Here is a 25,689-nt window from a genome sequence, read left to right as displayed (position 1 = left end):
GACCGAAACAGGGCTTAGTGCAGCTTCAGGCGGGGACGAATAACGCGGTTAATGCTGCCTACCAGCATCATCAGGCCGGTTTTAAAATAACCATGCAGCGCCACCTGGTGCATACGATAAAGTGAGATATAGACGAAACGCGCGATGCGCCCTTCTACCATCATCGAGCCACGCATCAGATTTCCCATCAGGCTACCCACGGTACTAAAACGCGAAAGCGAAACCAGCGATCCGTGATCCTTATAGACGTAGGCTTTCTGACTCTTGCCTTTCATCTCTGCAAGAATATTGTCCATCACCCGCGACGCCATCTGGTGAGCAGACTGGGCGCGTGGCGGGACAAATCCCCCTTCCGGCAGTGCGCAGGAGGCGCAGTCGCCGATGGCATAGATAGTCGCATCACGAGTGGTCTGAAGCGTCGGTTCAACCACCAGCTGATTGATACGGTTGGTCTCCAGCCCGCCAATCTCTTTCATAAAGTCCGGAGCCTTAATGCCCGCCGCCCAGACCATCAGATCGGCTTCGATCACTTCGCCCGATTTCGTGTGCAGCCCCTGCTTATCGGCGCTGGTTACCATCGTCTGCGTCAGTACGCGCACGCCAAGTTTGGTCAGCTCATGGGTGGCCGCGGTGGAAATGCGCGGCGGCAGCGCGGGTAAAATGCGCTCNTCGTGTGCAGCCCCTGCTTATCGGCGCTGGTTACCATCGTCTGCGTCAGTACGCGCACGCCAAGTTTGGTCAGCTCATGGGTGGCCGCGGTGGAAATGCGCGGCGGCAGCGCGGGTAAAATGCGCTCACCCGCCTCGACCAGCGTCACGTTCAGCGCCTTATTGTCCAGCCCCTTATAGCCATAGCTGTGAAGCTGTTTAACCGCATTGTGCAGTTCAGCTGAAAGCTCAACGCCCGTAGCACCACCGCCGACAATGGCGATATTCACCTTCTCTTTCACCCCTTCGCTGGCAGAGAATTTGAGAAACAGGTTAAGCATTTCATTATGGAAGCGACGCGCCTGGTGTGGGTTGTCCAGGAAGATACAGTTATCCTTGACGCCCGGCGTGCCAAAGTCATTAGAAGTACTGCCCAACGCCATAACCAGCGTATCCCACGCGATCTCACGCTCCGGCACCAGCAGCTCGCCGTGCGAATCACGGATCTCCGCCAGATGCAGTCGTTTGTTTTCACGATCGATAGCGGTTAACGTCCCCAGCTGGAAGTGGAAGTGATGATTGCGGGCGTGGGCCAGATAGCTGAGTCCGTCGATGCCTTCGTCCAGCGATCCGGTCGCCACTTCATGCAGCAGCGGCTTCCACAGGTGGCTGTGGTTGCGATCGACCAGCGTGATTTCCGCTCTGTTTTTCCGCCCCAGTTTTTGCCCAAGCTGCGTGGCCAGCTCCAGACCACCAGCACCTCCGCCGACAATAACGATCTTCTTCATTGGTGTAGTCAAACGACCCCCTTAAAATGTGAACCAATCGTTAACTAAAGGTTAAATTAATATCCTTAATTAACATAGGGTTGGCGAGTTTAATTCGCTATCTGCTGGCAGAATAGCACGGGGAAAATCAGGGGTCGTGCAAAAATTGATGCAGGTCAATTTTTGTCTGGTGAACTCAGAATAGTACTAAGAGGCGCAGGTAAAATTCAGGCAGCTGAGCAACGCTCACGCTGCCTGAACGGTTAACCCAGCGTTTTAAAGGCTTTGATACGCTGAAGATGGGGAGCGATATTCTTAAATTTGTGGCCTTCGGTTTCGTCCCAGATAATCTCGTAGAAACTTTGCAGCGCGGCCGCGGAACGCTGACTGTCCAGCGCGTCATCCTGACGGGAAAGCACCGCCAGGCAGCGATCGCGATTCTTTTCACGAAAGTTACTCACGCATTTGCTGGCGATATCAACGTACTCCTCCGGGCGGTTGATCTTCCCTACCATGTTCTCTTCAGGCCACAGATTGGGGTTAAACATCACCTGGCGGATATCGCTAAGAAAGCCAATGCGCTCCGCCCAGAAACCGCCCAGACCGACGCCGCAAATGAGGGGCCTGTCGTCACTGCTGCTTTGCAGCAGCTTATCCGTCTCGTTCAGCAGAAACTGCATATCGTGCTTAGGATGCAGCGTGCTGTAGCTCAGCAGCCGCACATCCGCATCAATAAATTGCAGCTGCAGGACCTTCTCATGATTACCCGGGCTGGTTGAATCAAAACCGTGCAAGTAGATTATCATCGTCTGCCATCCTCTCTGTGGTGTTAGCCGGTCAACTACCCTTATGCGCCAGCCAGCGCGTCTGCAGTGCGCTCAGGGTTTGATGCGCCTCTTTCCAGCGGGCAGACGCCATCAGCTGCTCGCGGGTAAAAGTCCCCTGATGATAAAGGGAGGTGACGCGCTCAGCGTTGATCGGGGACAGATTATCGAGCACGCTTACCGCACCGTCGCGATTGTTGCATACCAGAATCATATCGCAGCCCGCAGCCAGCGAGGCTTCGCCTCGCTCCGCATAGCTGCCCATAATCGCCGCGCCTTCCATCGACAGATCGTCGGAGAAAATCACCCCCTTAAAGCCCAGCTCGCCTCGCAGCACCGTTTTTAACCAGTGTGGCGAGCCGCTGGCGGGTCGGCTGTCCACCTGAGTATAAATGACGTGGGCGGGCATCACGGCATCCAGCGCCTGTTCGTCGATCAGCTGGCGGAATATCTGCATATCATGCTGGCGGATTTCCGCTTCGGTGCGATTGTCGCGCGGCGTCTCCAGATGAGAGTCTGCGCTGACCGCACCGTGGCCCGGAAAATGCTTACCGGTGGTCTTCATGCCGGCGCTGCGCATACCGCTGATAAAATGGCGCGCCAGAATGAGCGCGATGGCCGGGTCCTGATGGAAGCTGCGTTCGCCAATGGCCGCGCTGCCGTGGCCAATATCCAGCACTGGCGCAAAGCTAATGTCGATATCCATGGCGATCATTTCCGACGCCATGAGCCAGCCTGCCTGCTCCGCCAGCTTTACCGCTTCCGCCTGCGGGTGAAGCGCCGCGAATGACTGCATGGCTGGCAGGCGGGTAAAGCCTTCGCGGAAGCGCTGAACGCGCCCGCCTTCCTGATCGACGGCCACGATCAGCCGATGACGGGAAGCCTGTCGAATCTGCCTCACCAGCTCCCGCAGCTGCGCCGGGTCGTGGTAGTTTCGACTGAACAGGATCAGCCCACCCGTCAGCGGATGTTGTAAAATTTCACGCTCTTCCGCATCCAGCTCGTAGCCGAGCACGTCTAACATTACCGGTCCCACTTCACACCTCTTCTTTGATTAGATCTGCTGCCAGGCTTCTGTCGCCAGCCCGTCATACAATTTATCACCGCTCTGCTGCCAGCGTCGTTCATACCAGCAGGCGATCAGGAGCCTCAGCCACGGCGCCCAGCGGCGGATCTGCTGGCGCAGCACCGCCGGATCAAGCTGCTGCCGTATCGCATAGTCTGCGATCATACTCTCCTGCTGTGCCAGAGAGAGATCGTTACCCGCAATCATCGCTGCCAGCTCCAGCGCAACGTCGCCGTCGCTGGCATATTCCCAGTCAATCAGATGCAGGTCGTCCCCGGTCTGCGTCACGATGTTGCCCGGGTGGATATCCATATGCAGCAGCGCCAGCCGCAGCGGCTTAGGCTCGCCCTGCCGCTGACAGCGGCGCAGCGCATTCAGCCAGCGGAGATGCCGACGCGAAGCGTGGCTTAACAGCCAGTACTGCTCCAGCAGCGGCAGCAGCAGCAGGCGAAAGCCGCTCAGCGGTTGCTGATGCAGCGCCGACACCCGCGCCGTAATATCGGGTAGCCGCTGCGAAAACTCATCCGGGGTAAGCGTCCTTCCCGCCTGCCAGTGCAACAGTAGCCAGCGCCGGTTATAACCCTGCACGACAGGCGCGAGACCGCTGTCGCTAAGCCCACGCAGAATATGATATTCACGCCGACGGTCAATGCCCGGCATCGGCGTGCTTTCCTGCTGCTGACGCGCCAGCAGCGTCACATCACCCACCTGCAATTTTCCACTCAGGCCGGTCAGGCCTGACAGCGGATAAAAAGAACCGGCGGGTTTAACCGCCGGAAACTGGTGTGCAATAAGCTGGCTGAGCGACGGATCAATGCTGAACGACACCGCTACCCGACCAGATAATTTCTCCGGTCTGCACCAGCATCAGCTGCATTTGCAGCGTGGGTGACTTCACGTCCCCCTCCGCATTGCTGTAGAGCACATACTGTGCGCCAACATAGCGCGCCAGACCGACCGCCTTGCTGCGTGAGCCCAGGCTGTCTTCAGCGGAAAGGCCCAGCGTCTGCTTAGCCGTTGCCAGCTGCTGCGGGGTGACCAGGGTAAACTGTGTATTGTTGGCCAGGGCGTTTTGCAGCGCACCCGTCGCCTTTGACGATTGCAGGCTACCGTTGGTACTGTTTTTGACGTTATCTACCAGCAATACGCTGCCGGCGGTAACGCCATCCGCTTTCAGCATCTGCGCCACCAGCGGGGTAACGCCTGTCTCTTATACACATCTGACGCNGGTCCCGGCTGGGCTGGCGGCGGCACGGGCTGGGCTGGCTGGGCCGGTTCTACCGGTGCAGGCGGCTGCGTCTGCTGCTGTTGATGGCTGATACAGCCGCTGAGGATCAGTGCCAGTAACAGCACGCCCGAACGTTTGGTTATTTTCCTTTCCACGCAATGACCTCTTACAGATACAAATAGAGCCTGACCTTACTGGCGGTCAGATTACCGGTTTGCGATGATATTTCAATTTTGTCGTGCGGCGCGACGGTGACGGTACGCGGACGCTCGAAGGGCAGTATCTCCAGCCCCTTATCGTCGTACCAGTAGAATCGGTAGTGGAGCGTTACCGCCCTCTCCTGCTGATTGTACAGTACCGAAGAGGCGCGCTGCTGCCCCTCATGTTCCGACAGGGTTGGCTCATCGGTGGTTATCCCGGCTGAGAGCACCGACGACTCCATCACCAGCGACTGTGAGGTATTAATGGTGGTGGTATCGCTGCTGCATCCGCTGAGGAGTGCAATCAGCGTCATGCCCGTAGCAAGAGCGCGCATCATAGAGTAGGTATCCGCGTTAAACGTGCATTTACTTTGCCAGCATTGGCCCTAAAGGACGGCCCCCGACGAGGTGCAGATGGATATGATACACCTCCTGTCCGCCGTGCTGATTGCAGTTCATGATCAGGCGGTAGCCGTCTTCGGCAATACCTTCCTGTTTTGCCACTTTAGCCGCCACGGTAATCATTCGACCCAGGGCAGCCTCATGGCCCGCTACCGTATCATTCACGGTTGGGATCAGGATGTTTGGCACCACCAGAATATGGGTGGGCGCCTGGGGAGAGATATCACGGAACGCGGTAACCAGCTCATCCTGATAGAGGATGTCAGCCGGAATTTCGCGGCGGATGATTTTACTGAACAGGGTTTCTTCAGCCATGGTGCATATCCTTGAGCGGCAGATTGATTTATCGCAGTATGAGCGAGAAATTCGATTTCATTCAACCTTACCGTCACTTTTCTTTCCCTGAATGCGCGCCTTTGCAGCATTTCAGCCTTACAGAGATAAAAAAAGGGCGCTTTCGCGCCCTCAGTGGTACTGACTAACGGTTACAGCTTGCGCATGTAGTCATCCATATCGGTCTTCAGGTTATCGGATTTAGTACCGAAAATGGCCTGAACGCCCGAACCCGCCACGACCACCCCTGCGGCCCCCAGCGTTCTCAGGCCGGTCTGATCGACCTTAGACACGTCGGCCACGCTAACGCGCAGACGGGTGATACAGGCATCCAGGTTTGTGATATTTTCCTTACCGCCAAAGGCCGCCACCAGATTAGCCGCCATCTCGCTGGCATTACCCGTAGCCTGATCGCGGGTTGCATCTTCACGACCCGGGGTTTTCAGATTGAACTTAGCAATCACTACCCGGAAGATGGTGTAATAAACCAGACCATAAATGATGCCGACAATCGGGAACAGCCAGATTTTGCTGCTGTTGCCGCTCAGTACCACAAAGTCAATCAGCCCGTGGGAGAAGCTGGTGCCATCACGCATGCCCAGCAGAATACAGATTGGGAATGCCAGCCCGGCAAGGATAGCGTGAATCACATAGAGGATCGGTGCCACGAACATGAATGAGAATTCAATCGGCTCGGTGATCCCGGTCAGGAAGGCCGTCAGCGCGGCCGAGATCATAATCCCGCCCACTTTTGCGCGGTTTTCAGGCTTAGCGGAGTGCCAGATAGCAATCGCCGCAGCAGGCAGGCCGTACATTTTGAACAGGAAGCCGCCTGACAGTTTACCGGCAGTCGGATCGCCCGCCATGTAGCGCGGAATGTCACCGTGGAACACCTGGCCGGCCGCGTTAGTAAATTCGCCAATCTGCATCTGGAAAGGAACGTTCCAGATATGGTGCAGCCCGAACGGCACCAGGGCGCGTTCAATCAGGCCATAGATGCCGAAAGCCACCACCGGGTTCTGATAGGCGGCCCACTGCGAGAACTCCTGAATGGCGGTACCCACCGGTGGCCAGATAAATGAGAGCACGACGCCCAGGAATATAGCCGCCAGCCCGGAAATAATCGGGACAAAGCGCTTACCGGCAAAAAAGCCCAGATACTCAGGCAGCTTGATGCGATAGAAGCGGTTGAACATATAGGCAGCGATGGAACCGGCGATGATCCCCCCGAGTACACCGGTATCGGCCAGGTGTTTAGCGTCGATTTCCGCCGCAGAAATATGCAGTACCAGCGGCGCTACCACTGCCATAGTTTTAACCATTATGCCGTAGGCGACTACCGCAGCCAGCGCCGAAACGCCGTCATTATTGGTGAACCCCAGCGCCACGCCGATGGCAAATATCAGCGGCATATTGGCAAAGACGGAGCCGCCCGCATCAGCCATAACGTGAGAAACCACGGCAGGCAGCCAGCTGAAGTTAGCCGAACCGACGCCCAGCAGGATACCGGCAATCGGCAGGACCGATACCGGTAACATCAGCGATTTACCGACCTTTTGCAGGTTTGCAAATGCATTTTTAAACATAGTGTCAAACTCCTGAGTATGAGTGCTTTTATCCGCGCGGTGCGCGTGGCAATGGGGGGAGGTCCCACTGCCGAAGGAGCGTTGTTACGCTCTCAATATTTATTACGAACTGTAAAATAAATCGGTCATGATTTGTTTGATGATTGTCACGTTTCATCTAACATTCGTTGCATACGTAGCGTATTTTTCTGATAAACGCCAATTTCTGACCATAAAAAAACGGCACCGCCCTGCGGAGGCGATGCACTTTACGATCGGCAACGAATTATTACGAGCAGTAAAATTATTTTAGCGGTCTGACAGCTCAGAGAGCGGGACGTGGAACAGCGTAGAGAAGTTTTGCGTGGTCGCTTCAGCCATTTCCTCAATGCTAACGCCTTTTAACACGGCCATATACTCCGCAACGTCGCGCGTCCAGGCCGGCTGGTTTTCCTTACCGCGGTAGGGAACGGGTGCCAGATAAGGTGAATCAGTCTCCACCAGCATTCTGTCGAGAGGCACATAGCGCGCCGCCTCGCGGATCGCTTCAGCGTTGCGGAAGGTAACGATGCCGGAGAAAGAGATGTAAAAGCCCATATCCAGCAGTTTTTCTGCCGTTTCACGATCCTCGGTAAAGCAGTGCAATACGCCGCCACATGCCTCTGCCTGCTCCTCTTTCAGGATCGAAAGGGTATCTTCGCGCGCGGCGCGCGTATGGACGATAACGGGCTTATTCAGATCGCGGCCTGTGCGGATGTGCTCGCGGAAAGAGGCCTGCTGCTGCGCTTTCGTTTCCTGCTGGTAGTGATAGTCCAGCCCGGTCTCTCCCATCGCTACCACGCGAGGGTCGGCCGCCAGCCGGCGAAGATCGGCGAAATCCCACTCTTCTTCCTGGTTGAGCGGGTGTACGCCGCAGGAGAATGCCACGTTTGGCCTGTCGCCAATCAGCTGCCTCATGGCGGTATAGCCGGGCAGCGTGGTGGCAACGGCCAGCATAAACTTCACGTCGCGGGCGGCAGCCTTAGCCAGTACGTCGGAGACGTCCTGATGAAGATTTTCATAATCCAGGCCATCAAGATGGCAGTGTGAATCGACTAAAAACATAATTACTCTCTGGTTCGTTTACCCGACCGTAGGGGTGTGCAGCATCTGCTCCCAGCCCAACAGCCGATCGGTTAATAACAGTTCGCGATTGACGGCAGAGACATGCAGCAGCCGATCGCGACAGATAATCCATTCCCGCAGGCTGAGATCCAGCGCGCTGCCGGGAAGCTGTGACGCCATTCCGGCAATCAGCGGCTGGCGATCTGCGTTCGCAATAAAAGCCCCACCGCCCTGCTGCCACTTCAGGACATCCACCAATAGCGCACACAGCCAGCCAATGCGCCTGGCCGCGTCATCATGATTGAGAACCGGCATGAGGCGCAACATATCCGCCTGTAGCGCCTCCGGCAGTGCGTGACATAATGCTTCCCGCGCTGCCCAGATCTTCTCTTCCAGCAGCCCAAGGGCCGCGCCCGGTGCTCCTCCACTCAGGCGCAGAGCGGTGATACAGGCATCCTGAGGCGCCCCAACCTGTTTTTGCAGCCAGCTCAGGCTCGGCTCCTCCGGCGGCGGTCCCAGATGAAAGTTCTGACAGCGGCTGCGCAGCGTGGCCAGCAGATCCGCAGGCTGGTGGCTGCTTAACAGAAACCAGGTATTTTTGGGCGGCTCTTCCAGCGTTTTTAACAGAGCATTCGCTGCCGCCTCGGTCAGCTGCGACGCATCGGGCAGCCAGACAACCTTCGCGCCCCCCTGCTGAGCGTGATGGTAAAGTTTTTCCGTCACGCCGCGAATGGCATCAATACCCAGCGACTGCTTGCCCTTCTCCGGCGAAAGCTGATACCAGTCGGGATGCGTATGCGCCTGCATAAGCTGGCAGGCGTGGCAGGTGCCACAGCTTTTAAAGCCATCGCGGCGCTGGCACATCAGCCAGCGGCTTAGCCCCCACACCAGCGAGGCATCGCCCATACCGGGAAGCGACTGCAATAACAGGGCATGATGCCCTCTGCCCGCCTGGTGCTGGCTGACCAGCTGCCGGTAGGGTTGATTCAGCCACGGATACCAGATCAAAGCTGCGCCTTAAGCCAGCCCGCGACCGATGCACGTATGGCCTGGGTGACCTGCTCCAGTGACTGGGTGGCATCAATGGTGGTAATGCGCCGATCGCTGGCCGCCAGCGACTGATAGCGTTCGCGAACGCGGGTAAAGAAGTTGAGTGACTCCTGCTCAATACGATCCAGCTCGCCTCTTGCCCGGGCACGTTGCAGGCCGATTTCAGGCGTGACGTCCAGATAGAGCGTCATATCGGGGGCAAAGTCACCGAGCACGCTGCTTTTCAGCTGCGCCATCAGGTTGCTGTCCATGCCGCGCCCGCCGCCCTGATAGGCCTGCGAGGAGAGATCGTGACGGTCGCCCACCACCCATGCGCCGCGGGCAAGAGCAGGTTTAATGACGTTCTCCACCAGCTGGACCCGGGCGGCATAGAGCATTAATAATTCTGCCCGGTCAGTGATCCGTTCATTTTCGACGCCCTGCTTTATCAGATCGCGCAGTTTTTCTGCCAGCGGCGTTCCCCCCGGTTCGCGGGTAAAAACGATCTCAGCGATCCCCTGCTGCCTTAGCTCAGCGACCACCACGTCACGGGCGGTGGTTTTCCCTGCGCCCTCCAGCCCTTCAATCACAACAAACTTACCGCTCATTTCTGTTCCTTAACGGCCAGACGCCAAGCCTGAACCGCCCGATTATGACTGGCGAGATTAGTGGTAAAGGTATGTCCTCCCTTACCATCCGCAACAAAATAGAGGAAGTCTGTTTTCAGCGGATGCGCCGCCGCTTCCAGCGAGGGCTTGCCCGGCATCGCAATAGGTCCTGGCGGCATGCCGGGGATAATATAGGTGTTCCAGTCGCTGGGCGTTTCGAGATCCTTACGCGTCAGGCTGCCCTTATAGCGATCGCCCATACCGTAAATCACCGTTGGGTCAGTTTGCAGACGCATGCCCAGACGTAGACGGTTAATAAATACCGATGCCACCTGGCTGCGCTCTGGTCCTATCGCCGTCTCTTTTTCAACAATCGAGGCCATGGTCACCAGGTCGTTCTTATCCTTATAGGGCAGGCCGTCTGCTTTTTCCTGCCACAGCCGGTCAACCAGACGATCCATCCGCTCATGGGCGCGCTTAAGCAACGCAACATCGGTGGTGTTAGCCGTATAGGAGTAGGTGTCGGGATAAAACCAGCCTTCAACATCCTGCTCCTTCAAATCCAGAGCAGCGGCGACCGCCGTCAGGCTGTCAGCCGATAGCGTATGCTTAATATAGGGCGCAGTGCGCAGTGCGGCCAGCCACTCCTGCATGCGCGTCCCCTCAACAAAACGTATCGGGAACTGGGCTTCTTTGCCGCTGGCCAGCAGTGCCAGCATCTGGCGGACGGTCATCCCCGGCGTAAAGCGATAGGTGCCCGCCTTGAATTTGGCCAGATCCGGTTCCAGCTTCAGTAACCAGCCAAACCACCGGGTACTGGCCACCACATGCTGTTTATTCAGTTCGGCTTCCAGCACCACTCTGCCCGAGCCCGCCGGGAGGGTGAATATCGTTTCATCGTGAATGGGCAGCGTGGAATCCGCGTACTGACGCACCTGCCAGTAACAAACGGCAACAGCAGCCACGGCGGCCAGCGCCAGGATGGTAATAATTTTTCGCGTAGGTGTCATGAAATGTCCATGTTAAACGTTTCTGGCAGTAATCAAATTGAACAGCTGGCGGGAAGCGTAGTGCCACGTGTCGATCTGACGGACCGGCACCACGGGCATTAGCGCATTGGTGATAAACACCTCATCCGCATTGGCAAGCGTATCGGGCGGCATTCTGACCTCATGCAGCGCGATCCCCCGCTCTTTTAACTGATGGATAACCCACTGACGTTGAATACCCTCAACGCCAGATGCGTGCAGGTCGGGCGTATAAACCTGCTCTCCCCTGCGCCAGAATAAATTTGCCGCACAGCATTCCACCAGCAACCCTTCGGTGTCAAGCACCAGGGCTTCGTCGGCTTCGGTCTGCTCAAGCTCTGTACGGATGAGTACCTGCTCCAGGCGATTCAGATGTTTAATACCCGCCAGCAGGGGGTTTTGCCCCAGCCGGACTGAACTTAGCGTCAGCCTGGCGCCGGTTTCACGCAGCTGGGCGTAATGTTGCGGATAGGGTGACAGGTAGAGGATCCGCGTCGGGCTGTCACAGCCCGCAGCACTGTAGCCGCGCCCACCTGAGCCGCGTGAAATAATGGTTTTCAGGACGCCATCGCTGCGCTGCGATGCCGCATAGATCATTTCAGCGCGCAGCGCCCCCCAGTCAACTGCCGCAATGCGCAGACGTTCACAACCTGTAGTAAGCCGTTGCAGATGGGCTTCCAGCGCAACGATCTGCCCCTCAACAATACGCGCCGTCGTAAAACACCCGTCGCCAAAATGCACGGCACGGTCTGCTGCTGCAAGACTGTTTTGTGACTCGCCGTTTATCCAGGCCATTCATCCCTCCGGTGACGATAACATAGGGGTAAAGATTACCTGTAAGCCCGAACGGATTCACCCGATCGCCAGGACTAAATTGTATAAAGATTAAAAAATGCGGATGCGCCAGCAGCCAGAAATGAAAAAGCCCCGCTGGGGCGGGGCTTCAGATACCACATTGCGGGATTAGATCCGTCGGAAAATCAGCGAGCCGTTCGTTCCGCCAAAGCCAAAGGAGTTGCACAATGCGTATTCCAGTCCACTGACCTGACGTGCGGTATGCGGCACGAAATCAAGGTCACAGCCTTCATCCGGGTTATCAAGATTGATGGTGGGTGGGATAACCTGATCGCGCAGCGCCAGTATCGAGTAGATTGACTCAACTGCACCGGCGGCCCCTAACAGATGCCCGGTCATCGATTTCGTTGAACTGACCATCACGGTTGATGCAGCAGCGCCGAAGACGCTCTTCACCGCCTGCGTTTCCGCTTTATCACCGGCCGGCGTTGAGGTGCCATGCGCGTTGATATAGCCAATCTGTTCCGGTGACAGCTGCGCATCTTTCAGTGCATTGACCATTGCCAGTGCTGCGCCCGCACCATTTTCCGGCGGAGACGTCATATGATAAGCATCGCTACTCATGCCGAAGCCCACCAGCTCAGCATAAATTTTCGCGCCGCGTTTTTTCGCGTGCTCATACTCTTCCAGCATCACGATACCCGCGCCATCGCCCAGCACGAAGCCGTCGCGGTCTTTGTCCCACGGACGGCTTGCCGCCTGAGGATCCTCATTGCGGGTAGACAGCGCACGGGCCGCGCCAAAGCCGCCAATCCCCAGAGGGGTACTGCCCTTCTCTGCACCGCCCGCCAGCATGACATCGGCATCGTTGTAAGCAATGATGCGCGCTGCCTGTCCGATGTTATGTACACCGGTCGTACAGGCGGTAGAGATAGCAATGCTGGGGCCTTTCATGCCAAACATAATAGTCAGGTGACCGGCTATCATGTTTACAATCGTAGAAGGCACGAAGAAAGGGCTAATCTTACGCGGACCGCCGTTGACCAGAGACGTGTGGTTCTCTTCGATCAGACCAAGACCACCAATACCGGAGCCGATAGCGGCACCAATACGGTCGGCGTTTTCATCGGTGATGACCAGGCCAGAATCCTGCATGGCCTGTATGCCAGCGACAACTCCATATTGAATAAAGGCGTCCATCTTGCGCTGATCCTTACGCGAGATAAACTCTTCACAGTTAAAATCCTTTACTAAGCCAGCAAAACGCGTTGCGTAGGCACTAGTATCAAAATGGTCGATCGGGCTGATGCCACTCTGACCGGCAACAAGAGCATTCCAGGTAGACTCTACGGTATTGCCGACAGGAGACAACATGCCAAGACCAGTCACAACTACACGACGCTTAGACACGTTCGTCCTCCAGGGAGGGAAAAAATGACACTGTGTGGGACGTTCAGATAAAACTCAGGCGGTCGAGTGACCGCCTGGAGATGCTCACTTAAGCCTGGTGACCATTGATGTAATCAATAGCAGCCTGAACAGTTGTGATTTTCTCAGCTTCTTCATCCGGGATCTCGGTATCAAACTCTTCTTCCAGAGCCATAACCAGCTCAACGGTATCAAGAGAATCAGCGCCCAGATCTTCTACAAAAGAGGCAGTATTTACAACTTCTTCCTGCTTAACGCCAAGCTGTTCGCCAATGATTTTCTTAACGCGTTCTTCGATAGTGCTCATACTATTAAATTTCCTATCAAAACTCGCTTTCGCGATGGTTTTCGTAGTGTATAAAATGTTGAAAAAGATGCAACTAAATCCCGGCTGGTCTAACCACGATTTTACGTTATTTTGCGGGATTCGCCGCAAATAACGCAAATAATTTCGTGATTATCAGACCATATACATTCCGCCGTTGACGTGAAGCGTCTCACCAGTGATGTACGCCGCCTCGTCGGAGGCTAAAAATGCAACGGCATTGGCGATTTCCTGTGGGTCGCCAAGGCGCCCCGCAGGCACTTCCGCCAGAATGCCCGTACGCTGATCTTCAGTCAACGTACGCGTCATGTCGGTTTCAATGAAACCAGGAGCCACAACGTTAACGGTAATACCACGTGACGCGATTTCACGCGCCAGTGATTTGCTAAAGCCAATCAAACCTGCTTTTGCTGCTGCATAGTTTGCCTGGCCCGCATTACCCATCGTTCCGACAACGGAACCGATGGTAATAATTCGGCCTGCGCGCTTCTTCATCATAGCGCGCATTACCGCTTTTGACAGGCGGAAAACGGAAGTCAGATTCGTTTCCAGGATATCCTGCCACTCATCATCCTTCATCCGCATCAGAAGATTGTCGCGCGTGATGCCTGCATTATTGACTAAAATGTCGACTTCACCAAACCCGGCGCGAATATTTTCAAGCACCTGCTCAATAGAAGCTGTTTCAGTCACGTTCAGCGACAGGCCTTTGCCCTTGCTGCCGAGATAAGCACTGATTGCATCCGCGCCGCTCTGGCTGGTGGCGGTGCCGATCACTATTGCGCCGCGTGCGGCCAGCGTTTCAGCGATAGCGCGCCCAATTCCGCGACTTGCGCCCGTTACCAGCGCAATTTTTCCTTCAAAGCTCATCATCTTCCTCGTATAACTGTTAAAGCGCAGCGGACAGGCTGACCGGATCGTTCACCGGTGCCGCCGTCAGGGTATCAACGATACGCTTAGTCAGGCCAGTTAGCACTTTACCCGGCCCCACTTCCAGCAGCGACGTCACGCCCTGGGCTGCCATAAATTCCACACAGCCGGTCCAGCGAACCGGGCTGTACAGCTGACGAACCAGCGCACTACGGATAGCCTCAGCCGAGGTTTCGCATTTGACATCAACATTATTCACGACCGGTACAGTCGGGGCGTTGAAGGTCAACTTCTCAAGCGCTATCGCCAGCTTGTCCGCGGCGGGCTTCATCAGCGCGCAGTGTGAAGGTACGCTGACCGGCAGCGGTAGCGCACGTTTGGCGCCAGCGGCCTTGCACGCGATACCTGCACGCTCAACGGCTTCTTTATTTCCGGCAATCACAACCTGCCCTGGCGAGTTGTAGTTAACCGGTGAAACAACCTGGCCCTGGGCAGACTCTTCGCAGGCTTTTGCGATAGAGGCATCGTCCAGACCAATAATGGCCTGCATGGCACCCGTGCCTTCCGGCACCGCTTCCTGCATCAGTTTTCCGCGCAGCTCTACCAGCCTGATAGCATCAGTAAACTCAAGCACGCCTGCACAAACCAGCGCACTATACTCGCCCAGGCTGTGTCCCGCCAGCATTGCTGGCATCTTGCCGCCTTTTTCCTGCCAAACGCGGAAAATAGCAACAGATGCAGCCAGCAGCGCGGGCTGCGTTTGCCAGGTTTTGTTCAGTTCTTCAGCAGGCCCATTCTGCACCAGCGCCCACAGGTCATAGCCCAGCACCGCAGAAGCTTCGCCAAAGGTTTTTTCAACTGTAGGGTTTTCCGCTGCCAGTTCAGCCAGCATGCCAGGCGTCTGTGAGCCCTGACCGGGGAAAACCATTGCAAATTGCGTCATTGTCATTTCCTGTTAATCAAAAACGAACCAGCGCCGAGCCCCAGGTGAATCCACCGCCGAAGGCTTCCAGCAGGATCAGCTGGCCGCGCTGAATACGACCATCGCGCACCGCTTCGTCGAGCGCGGTCGGGACCGAGGCCGCAGAGGTGTTACCGTGACGATCCAGCGTCACCACCACTTTTTCCATCCCCATGCCCAGCTTGCGGGCAGTGGCATTGATAATACGCAGATTTGCCTGATGGGGGACCAGCCAGTCAATGGCTTCGCGTTCAAGATTGTTGGCCTGGAGCGTCTCTTCAACAATATGCGCCAGTTCAGTAACCGCCACTTTGAACACCTCGTTCCCCGCCATCGTGACGTAGGAAGGCTGTTCCTGATGCTCACGATCCTGGTTGCTCAGCGTTAACAGCTGGCCGTAGCGGCCATCGGCATGAAGATGGGTAGAGATGATGCCCGGCTCCTCGCTGGCACCCAGTACGACGGCACCGGCACCGTCGCCGAACAGAATGATTGTGCCGCGATCTTCAGGATCGAGCATGCGCGCCAGCACGTCGGCGCCAATGACCAGTGCATTCTTCACTGCACCGTTTTTGATGTACTGATCGGCAACGCTAAGACCGTAGGTAAAGCCTGCGCAGGCAGCCGCCAGGTCGAACGACGCGGCATCATCAATTTCCAGCATCTGCTGGATCATGCACGCCGAGCTGGGGAAGGCATGGCTGGATGAGGTGGTGGCAACCACGATCAGCCCGATGTCGTTTTTATCGATACCGGCCATTTCCAGCGCGCGCCGGGCGGCCTGGAATCCCATGGTTGCGACATTTTCATCTGGCGCGGCAATACGACGCTCACGGATACCGGTTCGGGTGACAATCCACTCGTCCGACGTATCCACCATTTTTTCCAGATCGGCGTTAGTCCGCACCTGTTCGGGCAAATAGCTGCCCGTACCGATAATCTTCGTATACATTTCCGCTCAGTCACTCTTAGGTAATACAGCCTGAAGGCGGGCAGCAATCCGCTCCGGAACTTGCCGCCGCACCGCCTGCTCTGCCTGTTCGATCGCCGCAGCGAACGCGCTTTGATTGGCCGCGCCATGGCTTTTTATCACCGTGCCGCGTAATCCTAACAGACAGGCGCCATTGTACTGGTCGGGATTGAGATGGCCGAAGCGCCTTGCGAGGCGTTTCTTCAGTAAATGCCCCAGCAGCGACAACCACCATACCCTCTTTTTACCTTCGCCCTGTGATTTCAACAGCGAAAGAAACATTCTTACCACGCCCTCCATGGTCTTTAGCGTGATATTGCCCACGAATCCATCGCAGACAAGCACATCCGTTTTACCGGTAAGAAGATCGTTACCTTCAAGGTAACCAATATAGTTAATATCTGGCGATTCACGCAGTATATCAGCCGCCTCGCGGATGCTGGCGATACCTTTATTCTCTTCCTGGCCGATATTCAGCAGCGCTACGCGTGGGTGAGTAATGGTCAGTAACTCTTCTGCCACCACCGCGCCCATAATGGCAAACTGCACCAGCATCGCGCTGTCCGACTCCACATTCGCGCCCAGGTCAAGCACCACCGTTTTGCCCTGCCTCTGGTGGGGCAGAACGGTCATCAGCGCCGGACGCTCAATGCCTTCCAGCGGTTTTAACAGCAGTTTTGACAGCCCCATCAGCGCACCGGTATTTCCGGCACTGACGCACGCCGCTGCCCGCCCCTCTTTGACCAGCTCCAGCGCCACGCGCATGGAGGAGCCGCGACTGTGTCGGATGGCCCAGGAGGGTTTGGCATCACTGGCAATAACCGACTCGGCAGGAATAACCTGCAGGCGCGCGAGTGCGGCTGAATCAGCTTTTGCAAGTAATGGCTTGATTTTGTCGGGATCGCCGACCAGAAGAAGATGCAAATGCAGATCGGAGGCCAGTGCCTGCATTGCAGCAGGCACTGTCACGCAGGGACCGAAGTCCCCGCCCATGGCATCGAGTGCCAGGGTCAGACGTGTCAAAGTATCGCCGCGCTGTTCCGCAGGAATTACTTAGCGATGACCTTGCGACCGCGGTAGTAACCATCCGCAGTGATGTGGTGACGCAGATGCGTTTCGCCAGAAACTTTATCTACGGAAAGAGTTGCTGTAGTCAGAGCATCGTGCGAACGACGCATGCCACGCTTGGAACGGGTTGGTTTATTCTGTTGTACGGCCATGGACCTTACTCCTAATTACTTACGCTTTAAACTGGCTAATACGGCAAATGGGTTTGGTTTTTCTGCCTCGGGAGGCAACTTACCAAAGACCATGTCCGCCTCGGACACTTCACAGTGTTCAGAATCATGCACCGGAACGACAGGCAGGGCGAGGATAATTTCATCTTCAACCACCGCCAGCAGATCGATTTCGCCAAACTCGTTGACCTCGATCGGCTCGTACGCTTCCGGCAGTGCTTCAGCCTGCTCGTCAGTAACGACAGGGCTAAAGCAGTACGTCACGTGAACATGTTGCGGAAAAGTTTGACCGCAGCGTTGGCAACACAGCGTAACGGAGACCGCAGCAGTACCGTTAAGTACCGCTAAACGCTGGTTATCAATCGCAAACGACATCTTACAATCAACATCACTGTCCACGCTCACTACCGATTCGGTAATACGCTCCACCTGTTCAGGGGTGTAAACGCCCTGGTAGTCCAGGCGCTTTTGAGCGGTACGAACCGGATCGAGAGTCAGGGGTAATTTTACCTTTTGCATAGGGCGCGCATATTAACTTTGTAACGAGATAGAGTCAAAGAAAAAGGCCGCTTTACGACATCTTTCACCCATAATTCGCATCCAGTGCGGCGCACAGTTTAAAATGCGCCGCTCAGATCCGCTATCTATTCCGGAAAAAAATATGACCCAACTGGTTTTAGCTTCAACCTCTCCTTTCCGCCAGGCGCTGTTAGCGAAGCTGGCATTGCCTTTTATTACCGCGGCGCCAGAGGTGGATGAAACGCCGCAGCCCGGTGAATCGGCCACTGCGCTGGTAACGCGTCTGGCCGAAGCGAAAGCCCGGGCGCTGGCTGGGCGCTATTCTGACCATCTGATTATTGGCTCCGATCAGGTTTGCGTTATTGACGGAAAAATAACCGGCAAACCCCATACGCCGGAAAATGCCCGTCAGCAATTGCGGCGTGCCAGTGGCCATAGCGTGGTCTTTTATACCGGACTGGCGCTGTTCGAGAGCCGGAATAATCGCTTACAGGTTATTTGTGAACCCTTCAGCGTCGATTTCAGGGAGTTAACCGACCGCGAAATTAAAAATTATATCGACAGAGAGCAGCCCCTAAGCTGCGCGGGCAGTTTTAAATGTGAAGGATTGGGGATTACGCTATTTGATCGACTGTCGGGGCGCGATCCCAATGCGCTGATAGGATTACCGCTGATCGCGCTGTGCGACATGCTGCGTCAGGCAGGCATGGATCCGCTTGGGTAGCTTCAGGGCAGGCCTCTCCTGCCCTGAAAATGAGGATTATCTTGCGGGAGAAGTTTTGCGCAGCACGTCAAGGCAGCGTTTTAGTTCGCCATCCAGCGGCGCTTCAACCCGCATCACCTCGCCCGTGTCAGGATGGGTAAACTTAAGCGCGGCCGCATGCAGAAACAGTCTTTTCAGCCCGGTTGAGGCTAACTGTTGATCAAAGTCGCGTTCACCATAGCGATCGTCACAGGCAATCGGATGCCCGGCATGCAGCGTATGTACGCGAATCTGGTGGGTACGGCCGGTCACCGGGCTGGCCTTCACCAGCGTGGCACAGGCGAAACGCTCTTCAACCTTAAATCGGGTTTCTGAGGGTTTACCCTCGCTGTTAACCCGAACAATCCGCTCGCCGCTTTGCAGAATATTTTTAAGCAGCGGCGCCTGGACAGATTTAATATGCGAAGGCCACTGGCCACGCACCAGCGCCAGATAATCCTTCTGCATGCTTTTCTCACGCAGCTGCTCATGCAGCGCGCGCAGGGCGGAACGTTTTTTGGCGACCAGCAGCAGACCGGAGGTATCGCGATCCAGGCGGTGTACCAGCTCAAGAAACCGCGCCTCGGGCCGTAGCGCACGCAGGCCTTCAATTACGCCAAAGCTCAGGCCGCTGCCGCCGTGGACCGCCGTACCTGACGGTTTATTGATCACCAGGAGATAATCATCCTCGTAAAGGATAGCGCTGGCGAGGGCGGCAACCTTATCGAGCTTCGGCGAAATAGCCGCATCTTCACGTTCGGCAACCCGCACGGGAGGAATGCGAATCTCATCCCCCGCCTGTAGCTTATATTCCGGTTTAATTCGACCTTTATTTACCCGCACTTCGCCTTTACGCAAGATGCGATAAATCATGCTTTTCGGCACGCCCTTAAGCTGGGTGCGTAAAAAATTATCAATGCGCTGTTCAGCCTCATCGACGGTAATGGTCACGATACGTACTGCTGGAGTATTGGTTTTCATGGTCGGCGATTCTAATTACCGCGCCACCATAGCGCCACTTCTTTTTCTGTGCTTAACTGACAGTGACTCTTTATGTAAGGGAATTTTTCGTCCAGTTTTTAGGCAATTTGCATTCGTGTGAGGCAAATCGCGTTTAAATGGACAATAAACTGCCTGATGCAGGAAAAGTCACCTTGCTAACACAGGGTTGGCGATGGAATAATGAGAATCGTTTCCTCGCTAAACCTTGTGAAACAAGTAAATATAACCAAATTATCGGGAACGTCTTAAGGACGGCGAGTGCGAACAGCGCGATGAGCTTACAGGGTAAGCAAGTCGGGTGAGTTAACGCGACCCGCTCCGGGCCTTATCCGATAGGAAGGATATAGCGTAATAATAAGTTTTGCCGGATAGCCCTTACACGCAGCAATGGCGTAAGACGTTTTGGGTAATCAGGCATTTAGCGGGCTGCGGGTTGCAGCCTGGACGACAAGACGGGACTGGTTCACTCGGTTTTATGCTGGCAGTTCCTCCTTTTAAAAGCGCTGTTTTTCCAAATGAAAAACAGGCTGCCGAGAATTAGCACCCCTGGAGACGCCGACACCCGTGAGGTTGGCGGCGCTGCGATGAGTCTCGGGGTCATCGGTCGATCGCGTCCAGCGTTACTATTGCCCGTAGCTTTGTCACTAATGCAAGAATAATGAGTAAGTTACGATGAAAAGAATGTTAATTAACGCATCTCAGCAAGAGGAGTTGCGTGTTGCCCTGGTGGATGGTCAGCGCTTGTACGACCTGGATATCGAAAGCCCGGGGCACGAACAAAAGAAAGCGAATATCTATAAAGGCAAAATTACCCGTATTGAACCCAGTCTTGAAGCCGCCTTCGTCGACTACGGCGCTGAGCGACATGGTTTTCTCCCCCTCAAAGAAATTTCTCGCGAATACTTTCCCAGTAACTACGCCTCTCACGGTCGTCCGAATATTAAGGAAGTCCTGCGTGAGGGTCAGGAAGTCATTGTTCAAATTGATAAAGAAGAGCGCGGAAATAAAGGCGCAGCCCTGACCACCTTTATCAGCCTGGCCGGTAGCTATCTGGTGCTGATGCCAAATAACCCGCGCGCGGGTGGCATCTCACGCCGTATCGAAGGAGACGACCGCACCGAGCTGAAAGAGGCGCTGTCCGCGCTGGAACTGCCGGAAGGAATGGGTCTGATTGTCCGCACCGCCGGGGTTGGCAAATCAGCCGAGGCTTTGCAGTGGGATCTTAGCTTCCGCATGAAGCACTGGGAAGCGATTAAAAAAGCCGCTGAAAACCGCCCTGCCCCGTTCCTGATCCATCAGGAAAGCAACGTTATCGTGCGTGCTTTCCGTGACTATCTGCGTCAGGACATCGGCGAAATCCTGATTGATAATCCTAAAGTTCTGGAGCTGGCCCGTCAGCATATCGCTGCGCTTGGCCGTCCGGACTTCAGCAGCAAAATTAAACTCTATACCGGTGAAATTCCGCTGTTCAGCCACTACCAGATTGAATCGCAGATTGAATCCGCTTTCCAGCGTGAAGTTCGCCTGCCTTCCGGTGGGTCGATTGTTATTGATACTACCGAAGCGCTGACCGCCATTGATATTAACTCCGCACGCGCTACCCGCGGCGGCGATATTGAAGAAACGGCGTTTAATACCAACCTGGAGGCATCCGACGAGATCGCCCGCCAGCTACGCCTGCGCGATTTGGGCGGGCTGATTGTTATCGACTTCATTGATATGACGCCGGTTCGCCATCAGCGTGCGGTTGAAAACCGTCTGCGTGACGCCGTCCGTCAGGATCGTGCCCGCATTCAGATCAGCCATATTTCACGTTTCGGTCTGCTGGAAATGTCACGCCAGCGCCTCAGCCCGTCGCTGGGTGAGTCAAGCCACCACGTCTGCCCGCGCTGTAGCGGTACCGGAACCATTCGTGATAACGAGTCCCTGTCGCTCTCTATTCTCCGACTGATTGAAGAAGAAGCGCTGAAGGAAAATACCAAAGAAGTCCACGCGATCGTGCCGGTGCAAATCGCCTCTTACCTGCTCAATGAAAAACGTGAAGCGGTGAGCGCGATTGAAAAGCGCCAGGGCGGCGTTCGCGCCATCATCGTGCCAAACGATCAGATGGAGACGCCGCACTACTCCGTCCTGCGCGTACGTACGGGCGAAGAGACGCAGACGCTCAGCTACCACCTGCCGAAGCTGCATGAAGCCGAGATGGCGCTGCCGTCTGAAGAAGATCACGCTGAGCGCAAGCGCCCGGAGCAACCGGCTCTGGCGGCCTTTGTCATGCCTGATGCTCCGCCAATGCCACAGGAAAAAGTCCCTGAGGCGCCAGCAATCGCTGCACCTGAAGCCACCGCCGCGCCAAAAGCGCCTGCTGCTGCGCCCGAAGGTAGCCTGCTGGGCCGCTTCGTCCGTGGCCTGAAGAAGATGTTTGCGGGTGAAGAGAAGCCGCAGGTCGCAGAGGCTCAGCCAGAAGTCGTGGAAGAGAAGGCGCCCGTCGCCGCGCCAGCCGCCCCGCGCGGTGAGCGCCGTAATAATCGCCGACAGAATAATCGTCGCGACCGTAACGGTGAGCGTGGTGAACGCTACGGCGATCGCAACAGCAGCGAACGCAATAACGATCGTGGTGACCGAAATAACGACCGTAACGAGCGCAATAACGATCGTGGCGAGCGTAACAACGACCGTAACGAACGTAACAACGACCGTGGCGAACGCAATAACGACCGTAACAATGACCGTGGCGAGCGCAACAGCGACCGTAACGAACGTAATAACGACCGTGGCGACCGTAACGAACGTAATAACGACCGTGGCGAGCGTAACAACGACCGTAACGACCGTGGTGAGCGCAATAACAACCGTGGCGAACGCAATAATGACCGTGGGGATCGTAACGCGAGCCGCAACGAACGTATGGTCCGCGATCGCGATCCTGCTGCTGAAGGCCGCGAAGATAACCGTCGTAACAAGCGCAACGTCGTCGTTCAGGATGAGGTTCGTGAAGAGGTTCAGTTAACTGACGAAGCCGCCATCGAGCAGCAACCGCGTCGCGAACGCAACGATCGCTCACGCCGTCGCCAGGATGATAAACGTCCGACGGCGCAGGAAGATCAGCTGCAAGAGCCGGCAGTGCTGGAAGAGGTTGCGGAAACCAGCGACGACACCGTTGAGGTGATGCCGCGCCGTAAACCGCGCCAGCTAAACCAGAAAGTGCGTATCGAAACCGCTGAGCAGACTGCTGCGCGCTCTTTCCACACCGAAGAGAGCACGTCAGAACCTTCCGACGAAGAAAAGCCTGTCGCTGTAGAGCCAGTGGCCGAAGCCGATGAGGGAGACGAGCGTGACAGCATGCCGCGTCGCTCACGTCGTTCGCCTCGCCATCTGCGCGTCAGCGGACAGCGCCGTCGTCGCTATCGTGACGAGCGCTATCCAAATCAGTCACCGATGCCACTGACTTTCGCAGCCGCTTCCCCGGAAATGGCTTCAGGTAAAGTGTGGATCTCCTATCCGGTTGCGCAGGTAACTGATGAGCACGCTGAGCCCGAGCAGTCTGTTGTGCCTGAGTATGGCCATCAGGATCAGGCAGACGCTTTCGCCGTTGCAGAGGGTGCCGCTCAGTCAGCTCTGAATCAGGGTGAGGCAGAGCCGGTGCATATCGCCGAACCTCAGCCGGAAGAGAAGCCACAGGTGACGCTGGTTAATACCGACGAAACGGATGCGATTGACGCGCCGGTAAATCAGCAGCCTTCAGTTATCTCGGCCGCTGATGAACAGACTGCGGAAAGCATCTCTGAACAGGCCGTTGCAGCTGATGAGATCAAACCCGCTGTAGAAGCATCGGTTAGCCCGTCTGTAGAGCCCACCGATCGTTCGTCATCAGAACCGCGTATTGCCGACGCCGCCAGCCAGCTGGCTGCCGACAGTGCCGCTGATGTGAACGCCGGGACGCGACAAGACGTGCCTTCACGCTCCGCTGCGCTGGAAGCGACCTCTGAGCCCCATGCGCCGGTTCCGGCCCGTGACGAGCCTGCTTCGGCCCCGGCTGAAGCCGCTGCTGCCCAGCGTGACTCCGCGCCTGTGCAGGGTGAAACGCCTGCTGCCCAGGGTGACTCCGCGCCTGTGCAGGATGAAACGCCTGTAGCCCCGCGTGAATCCGCGCCTGTGCAGGATGAAACGCCTGCTGCCCAGCGTGATTCCGCGCCTGTGCAGGGTGACACGCCTGCTGCCCAGCGTGAATCCGCGCCTGTGCAGAATGAAACGCCTGTAGCCCAGCATGAATCCGCTCCGGTAACTCAGGCGTCAGCTTCCGCTCCGCAGGCTGGCGAAAGTCACCCAGTGGCAGAAAGCAACAGAGCATCTGCCCCTGCGCAGTCCCCTGCTGCAGAGCCCGCTACTGTCACCAGCGCTCCCGTTGCAGAATCTGCCGCAGCGGCGCCGGTCGCCAGCGAAGCGGTAGTGGCTGAGAATGCGCCTGTTTCCGCCTGGAAGCATCATGCCGCCGCGCCAATGACCAAAGCACCCGCGCCTGATTATACGCCTGAGTCCGACTCGTCACACCAGAGTGACTGGGTACGTCCGGCCTATAACTTTGACGGTAAAGGTGCAGCGGGTGGACATGCTGCAACGCACCAGGCCACCGCGCCTGCAACGCGCCCGCAGGATTAAGCCACTCTGCTAATAAAAGCCCTGGTCAGTTGACCGGGGCTTTTTTTTATCTTCCCCTTCTCGTTTTTTCCCGTCGCGATACTGATACTGATACTGATACTGATATTGATATTTCATGACCGACTGCATTGCTACCCGGCCAACAGTGCGGGTGCCGGTGTTGAGTTGGGTTTACAGCATGTCATTGAACAGAGGTGTCGCTTAGTAGGTTTAGAGGTGTCGGGCTGAGTAGGTTTAATGTGCTGATTGGGACTGAACGAAGCCGTTCCGAATAGAGCCAGAGATGAAGCTATGCTGAATCACTAAACAGGGATAATGCAGATAAAAAAAACCCGCTATCGGGTGGTTAGCCCCAATAGCGGGAGAAGGTGAACGTACCCGGTTAAAGTACGTTCAAAATTAAGTGACTAGCCGTTCAGTTTGAACAGGGACATGCTGGACATGTCGGTAAAGACTTTATAAGAGGCCTGCAGGGCCGTCTGCTGCATGGTGTAGGACGAGATCGCGCTGGTGTAATCCACGTCAACCAGCCCGCTCATTTCCGTTGCCTGATTGGTGGCGGTATCGTCACCTTTTGAATTCAGGTTATCCAGCTCATTAAGCTGCGTACCCAGCTCGGAACGCACTTTCAGCACGTTGTTTAGCGAGTTACTTAATCCCCGGCTGGTTTTGTCGATCGCAGCGCTGGCTGCCGTACTTGCCGCATCATCGGCGCTGGCCAGCGGCGTATTCAGGGAGGCAATCGCCGTATCCAGGGTGTTAAAGATATTCGCTTCGCTGGTACTGCCGTCCGGCTCCGCTTTAGCGTTGCTGGTCAGTGACATAAAGACCTGGCTACCGGTATGGCTGGTCACCATGGTGCGGTTAGCGTCCACTTTTTGCGTAATCGCAGTAGTGCCGCCGGTATAGGAGACGCTGCCGCTGGCATCGGTAGTAAAAGGCGCGCTGTTGGTCTTGTAACCGGCGAAAATATAGCTGCCATTGCCATCGGTAGAGTTAGCCAGGTTGAGCAGCTGCGCGCGGATCCCGGTCAGCTGTGTAGCATAGGATGCGCGGTCATCATCTGACAGCGTGCCGTTAGCCGCCGCAACCACCACGGTCTGCGCCTGCTGAATGACGCTGGTCACCTGCTGTAGCGTGGTCTCTTCCTGCGAGATCCCGTTAGTCGCAAAGGTTCTCGCGGTTTTATACTGCGTGTTCTGGGACTGGGCCTGCCCCAGCACGACCGCCTGGGCTGCCGCAACCGGGTCATCAGACGGGGTCACCACGCGCTTACCGGAAGAGAGCTGTTCACCGACCTTCAGCCAGCTCGCCTGCGAACTGCTGATGCCGCGCATCTGCTGATCGTAGATCATGGAAGTACTGAGACGCATGACGGATTC

23 protein-coding genes and 3 pseudogenes are annotated in these 25,689 nt (G+C 56.2%); 2 read left to right on the top strand and 24 right to left on the bottom strand.

Annotated features, from left to right (window positions below; translation table 11 throughout):
• Nucleotides 1-14 precede the first annotated feature (14 nt).
• From A1830_RS23670 to yceD, 22 genes and pseudogenes are all read right to left on the bottom strand, one after another.
• Nucleotides 15-668: pseudogene (locus A1830_RS23670) on the bottom strand (NAD(P)/FAD-dependent oxidoreductase); the annotation flags it as partial.
• Between the two features lie 12 nt (nucleotides 669-680).
• Nucleotides 681-1,447: pseudogene (locus A1830_RS23665) on the bottom strand (NAD(P)/FAD-dependent oxidoreductase); the annotation flags it as partial.
• Nucleotides 1,448-1,677: 230 nt separating this feature from the next.
• Nucleotides 1,678-2,220: an alpha/beta hydrolase YcfP gene (gene ycfP, locus A1830_RS06140; RefSeq protein ID WP_067703228.1), complete on the bottom strand. Its 543-nt coding sequence runs from the start codon at nucleotides 2,218-2,220 to the stop codon at nucleotides 1,678-1,680.
• Nucleotides 2,221-2,251: 31 nt separating this feature from the next.
• Entirely contained in the window at nucleotides 2,252-3,262 is a 1,011-nt protein-coding gene (gene nagZ, locus A1830_RS06135; RefSeq protein ID WP_067703225.1) for a beta-N-acetylhexosaminidase, read from the bottom strand.
• 30 nt (nucleotides 3,263-3,292) lie between these two features.
• Nucleotides 3,293-4,132: a thiamine kinase gene (gene thiK / locus A1830_RS06130; RefSeq protein ID WP_067703222.1), complete on the bottom strand. Its 840-nt coding sequence runs from the start codon at nucleotides 4,130-4,132 to the stop codon at nucleotides 3,293-3,295.
• Nucleotides 4,116-4,675: pseudogene (gene lpoB, locus A1830_RS06125) on the bottom strand (penicillin-binding protein activator LpoB). Before lpoB ends, thiK begins: the two are co-directional and overlap by 17 nt.
• A 23-nt stretch (nucleotides 4,676-4,698) precedes the next feature.
• The gene (locus tag A1830_RS06120; protein WP_067703721.1) at nucleotides 4,699-5,067 is read right to left on the bottom strand and encodes a YcfL family putative periplasmic lipoprotein; all 369 of its coding nucleotides are present in this window, start codon (nucleotides 5,065-5,067) and stop codon (nucleotides 4,699-4,701) included.
• A gap of 31 nt (nucleotides 5,068-5,098) precedes the next feature.
• The gene (hinT, locus tag A1830_RS06115) at nucleotides 5,099-5,449 is read right to left on the bottom strand and encodes a purine nucleoside phosphoramidase (protein ID WP_067703219.1); all 351 of its coding nucleotides are present in this window, start codon (nucleotides 5,447-5,449) and stop codon (nucleotides 5,099-5,101) included.
• 170 nt (nucleotides 5,450-5,619) lie between these two features.
• Nucleotides 5,620-7,053 carry a PTS glucose transporter subunit IIBC gene (gene ptsG / locus A1830_RS06110; protein ID WP_067703216.1) on the bottom strand — a complete coding sequence of 478 codons (1,434 nt, stop codon included), beginning with the start codon at nucleotides 7,051-7,053 and terminating at the stop codon, nucleotides 5,620-5,622.
• A 288-nt stretch (nucleotides 7,054-7,341) separates the two neighbouring features.
• A complete protein-coding gene (locus A1830_RS06105) occupies nucleotides 7,342-8,136 on the bottom strand; it encodes a metal-dependent hydrolase (RefSeq protein WP_067703212.1) in 795 nt (264 codons plus the stop codon).
• 18 nt (nucleotides 8,137-8,154) lie between these two features.
• Nucleotides 8,155-9,144: a DNA polymerase III subunit delta' gene (gene holB / locus A1830_RS06100; RefSeq protein WP_067703210.1), complete on the bottom strand. Its 990-nt coding sequence runs from the start codon at nucleotides 9,142-9,144 to the stop codon at nucleotides 8,155-8,157.
• A complete protein-coding gene (tmk, locus tag A1830_RS06095; RefSeq protein ID WP_067703206.1) occupies nucleotides 9,141-9,773 on the bottom strand; it encodes a dTMP kinase in 633 nt (210 codons plus the stop codon). Before tmk ends, holB begins: the two co-directional genes overlap by 4 nt.
• Nucleotides 9,770-10,783, bottom strand: coding sequence for an endolytic transglycosylase MltG (gene mltG / locus A1830_RS06090; RefSeq protein WP_067703200.1), 1,014 nt, complete (start codon nucleotides 10,781-10,783; stop codon nucleotides 9,770-9,772). Before mltG ends, tmk begins: the two co-directional genes overlap by 4 nt.
• 12 nt (nucleotides 10,784-10,795) lie before the next feature.
• Nucleotides 10,796-11,596 (bottom strand): aminodeoxychorismate lyase, encoded by an 801-nt coding sequence (pabC, locus tag A1830_RS06085; protein ID WP_067703198.1) that lies wholly within the window; start codon nucleotides 11,594-11,596, stop codon nucleotides 10,796-10,798.
• A 168-nt stretch (nucleotides 11,597-11,764) separates the two neighbouring features.
• Nucleotides 11,765-13,006 (bottom strand): beta-ketoacyl-ACP synthase II, encoded by a 1,242-nt coding sequence (gene fabF, locus A1830_RS06080; protein ID WP_067703195.1) that lies wholly within the window; start codon nucleotides 13,004-13,006, stop codon nucleotides 11,765-11,767.
• Nucleotides 13,007-13,094: 88 nt separating this feature from the next.
• Entirely contained in the window at nucleotides 13,095-13,331 is a 237-nt protein-coding gene (acpP, locus tag A1830_RS06075) for an acyl carrier protein (RefSeq protein WP_004157115.1), read from the bottom strand.
• Nucleotides 13,332-13,484: 153 nt separating this feature from the next.
• On the bottom strand, nucleotides 13,485-14,219 hold the full coding sequence (gene fabG / locus A1830_RS06070) for a 3-oxoacyl-ACP reductase FabG (RefSeq protein WP_067703190.1): 735 nt from the start codon (nucleotides 14,217-14,219) through the stop codon (nucleotides 13,485-13,487).
• A gap of 19 nt (nucleotides 14,220-14,238) precedes the next feature.
• On the bottom strand, nucleotides 14,239-15,162 hold the full coding sequence (fabD, locus tag A1830_RS06065) for an ACP S-malonyltransferase (RefSeq protein WP_067703188.1): 924 nt from the start codon (nucleotides 15,160-15,162) through the stop codon (nucleotides 14,239-14,241).
• Between the two features lie 16 nt (nucleotides 15,163-15,178).
• Nucleotides 15,179-16,132: a beta-ketoacyl-ACP synthase III gene (locus A1830_RS06060; RefSeq protein ID WP_067703186.1), complete on the bottom strand. Its 954-nt coding sequence runs from the start codon at nucleotides 16,130-16,132 to the stop codon at nucleotides 15,179-15,181.
• Between the two features lie 6 nt (nucleotides 16,133-16,138).
• Nucleotides 16,139-17,173 (bottom strand): phosphate acyltransferase PlsX, encoded by a 1,035-nt coding sequence (gene plsX / locus A1830_RS06055; protein WP_067703184.1) that lies wholly within the window; start codon nucleotides 17,171-17,173, stop codon nucleotides 16,139-16,141.
• A 26-nt stretch (nucleotides 17,174-17,199) separates the two neighbouring features.
• Complete coding sequence (rpmF, locus tag A1830_RS21220) at nucleotides 17,200-17,370, bottom strand: 50S ribosomal protein L32 (RefSeq protein WP_073980962.1); 171 nt, start codon at nucleotides 17,368-17,370, stop codon at nucleotides 17,200-17,202.
• 15 nt (nucleotides 17,371-17,385) lie between these two features.
• Nucleotides 17,386-17,907 (bottom strand): 23S rRNA accumulation protein YceD, encoded by a 522-nt coding sequence (gene yceD / locus A1830_RS06050; RefSeq protein ID WP_067703181.1) that lies wholly within the window; start codon nucleotides 17,905-17,907, stop codon nucleotides 17,386-17,388.
• Nucleotides 17,908-18,049: 142 nt separating this feature from the next.
• Between yceD and A1830_RS06045 the strand changes: the two genes are divergently transcribed.
• Nucleotides 18,050-18,631, top strand: coding sequence for a Maf family protein (locus tag A1830_RS06045; protein WP_067703178.1), 582 nt, complete (start codon nucleotides 18,050-18,052; stop codon nucleotides 18,629-18,631).
• A gap of 36 nt (nucleotides 18,632-18,667) precedes the next feature.
• On the opposite strand, the gene rluC is transcribed toward A1830_RS06045, so the two are convergent.
• Entirely contained in the window at nucleotides 18,668-19,630 is a 963-nt protein-coding gene (rluC, locus tag A1830_RS06040; protein WP_067703175.1) for a 23S rRNA pseudouridine(955/2504/2580) synthase RluC, read from the bottom strand.
• A gap of 693 nt (nucleotides 19,631-20,323) precedes the next feature.
• On the opposite strand from rluC, the gene rne reads away from it, so the two are divergent.
• Complete coding sequence (gene rne / locus A1830_RS06035; RefSeq protein ID WP_067703167.1) at nucleotides 20,324-24,307, top strand: ribonuclease E; 3,984 nt, start codon at nucleotides 20,324-20,326, stop codon at nucleotides 24,305-24,307.
• A gap of 407 nt (nucleotides 24,308-24,714) precedes the next feature.
• On the opposite strand, the gene flgL is transcribed toward rne, so the two are convergent.
• Nucleotides 24,715-25,680: a flagellar hook-associated protein FlgL gene (gene flgL / locus A1830_RS06030; protein ID WP_067703165.1), complete on the bottom strand. Its 966-nt coding sequence runs from the start codon at nucleotides 25,678-25,680 to the stop codon at nucleotides 24,715-24,717.
• Nucleotides 25,681-25,689 lie beyond the last annotated feature (9 nt).

The organism is Erwinia sp. ErVv1 (genome assembly GCF_900068895.1).
Classification (GTDB): domain Bacteria; phylum Pseudomonadota; class Gammaproteobacteria; order Enterobacterales; family Enterobacteriaceae; genus Erwinia.
Note: the sequence above shows the minus strand (reverse complement) of the source record. Positions and strands in the feature narration are given on the sequence as shown.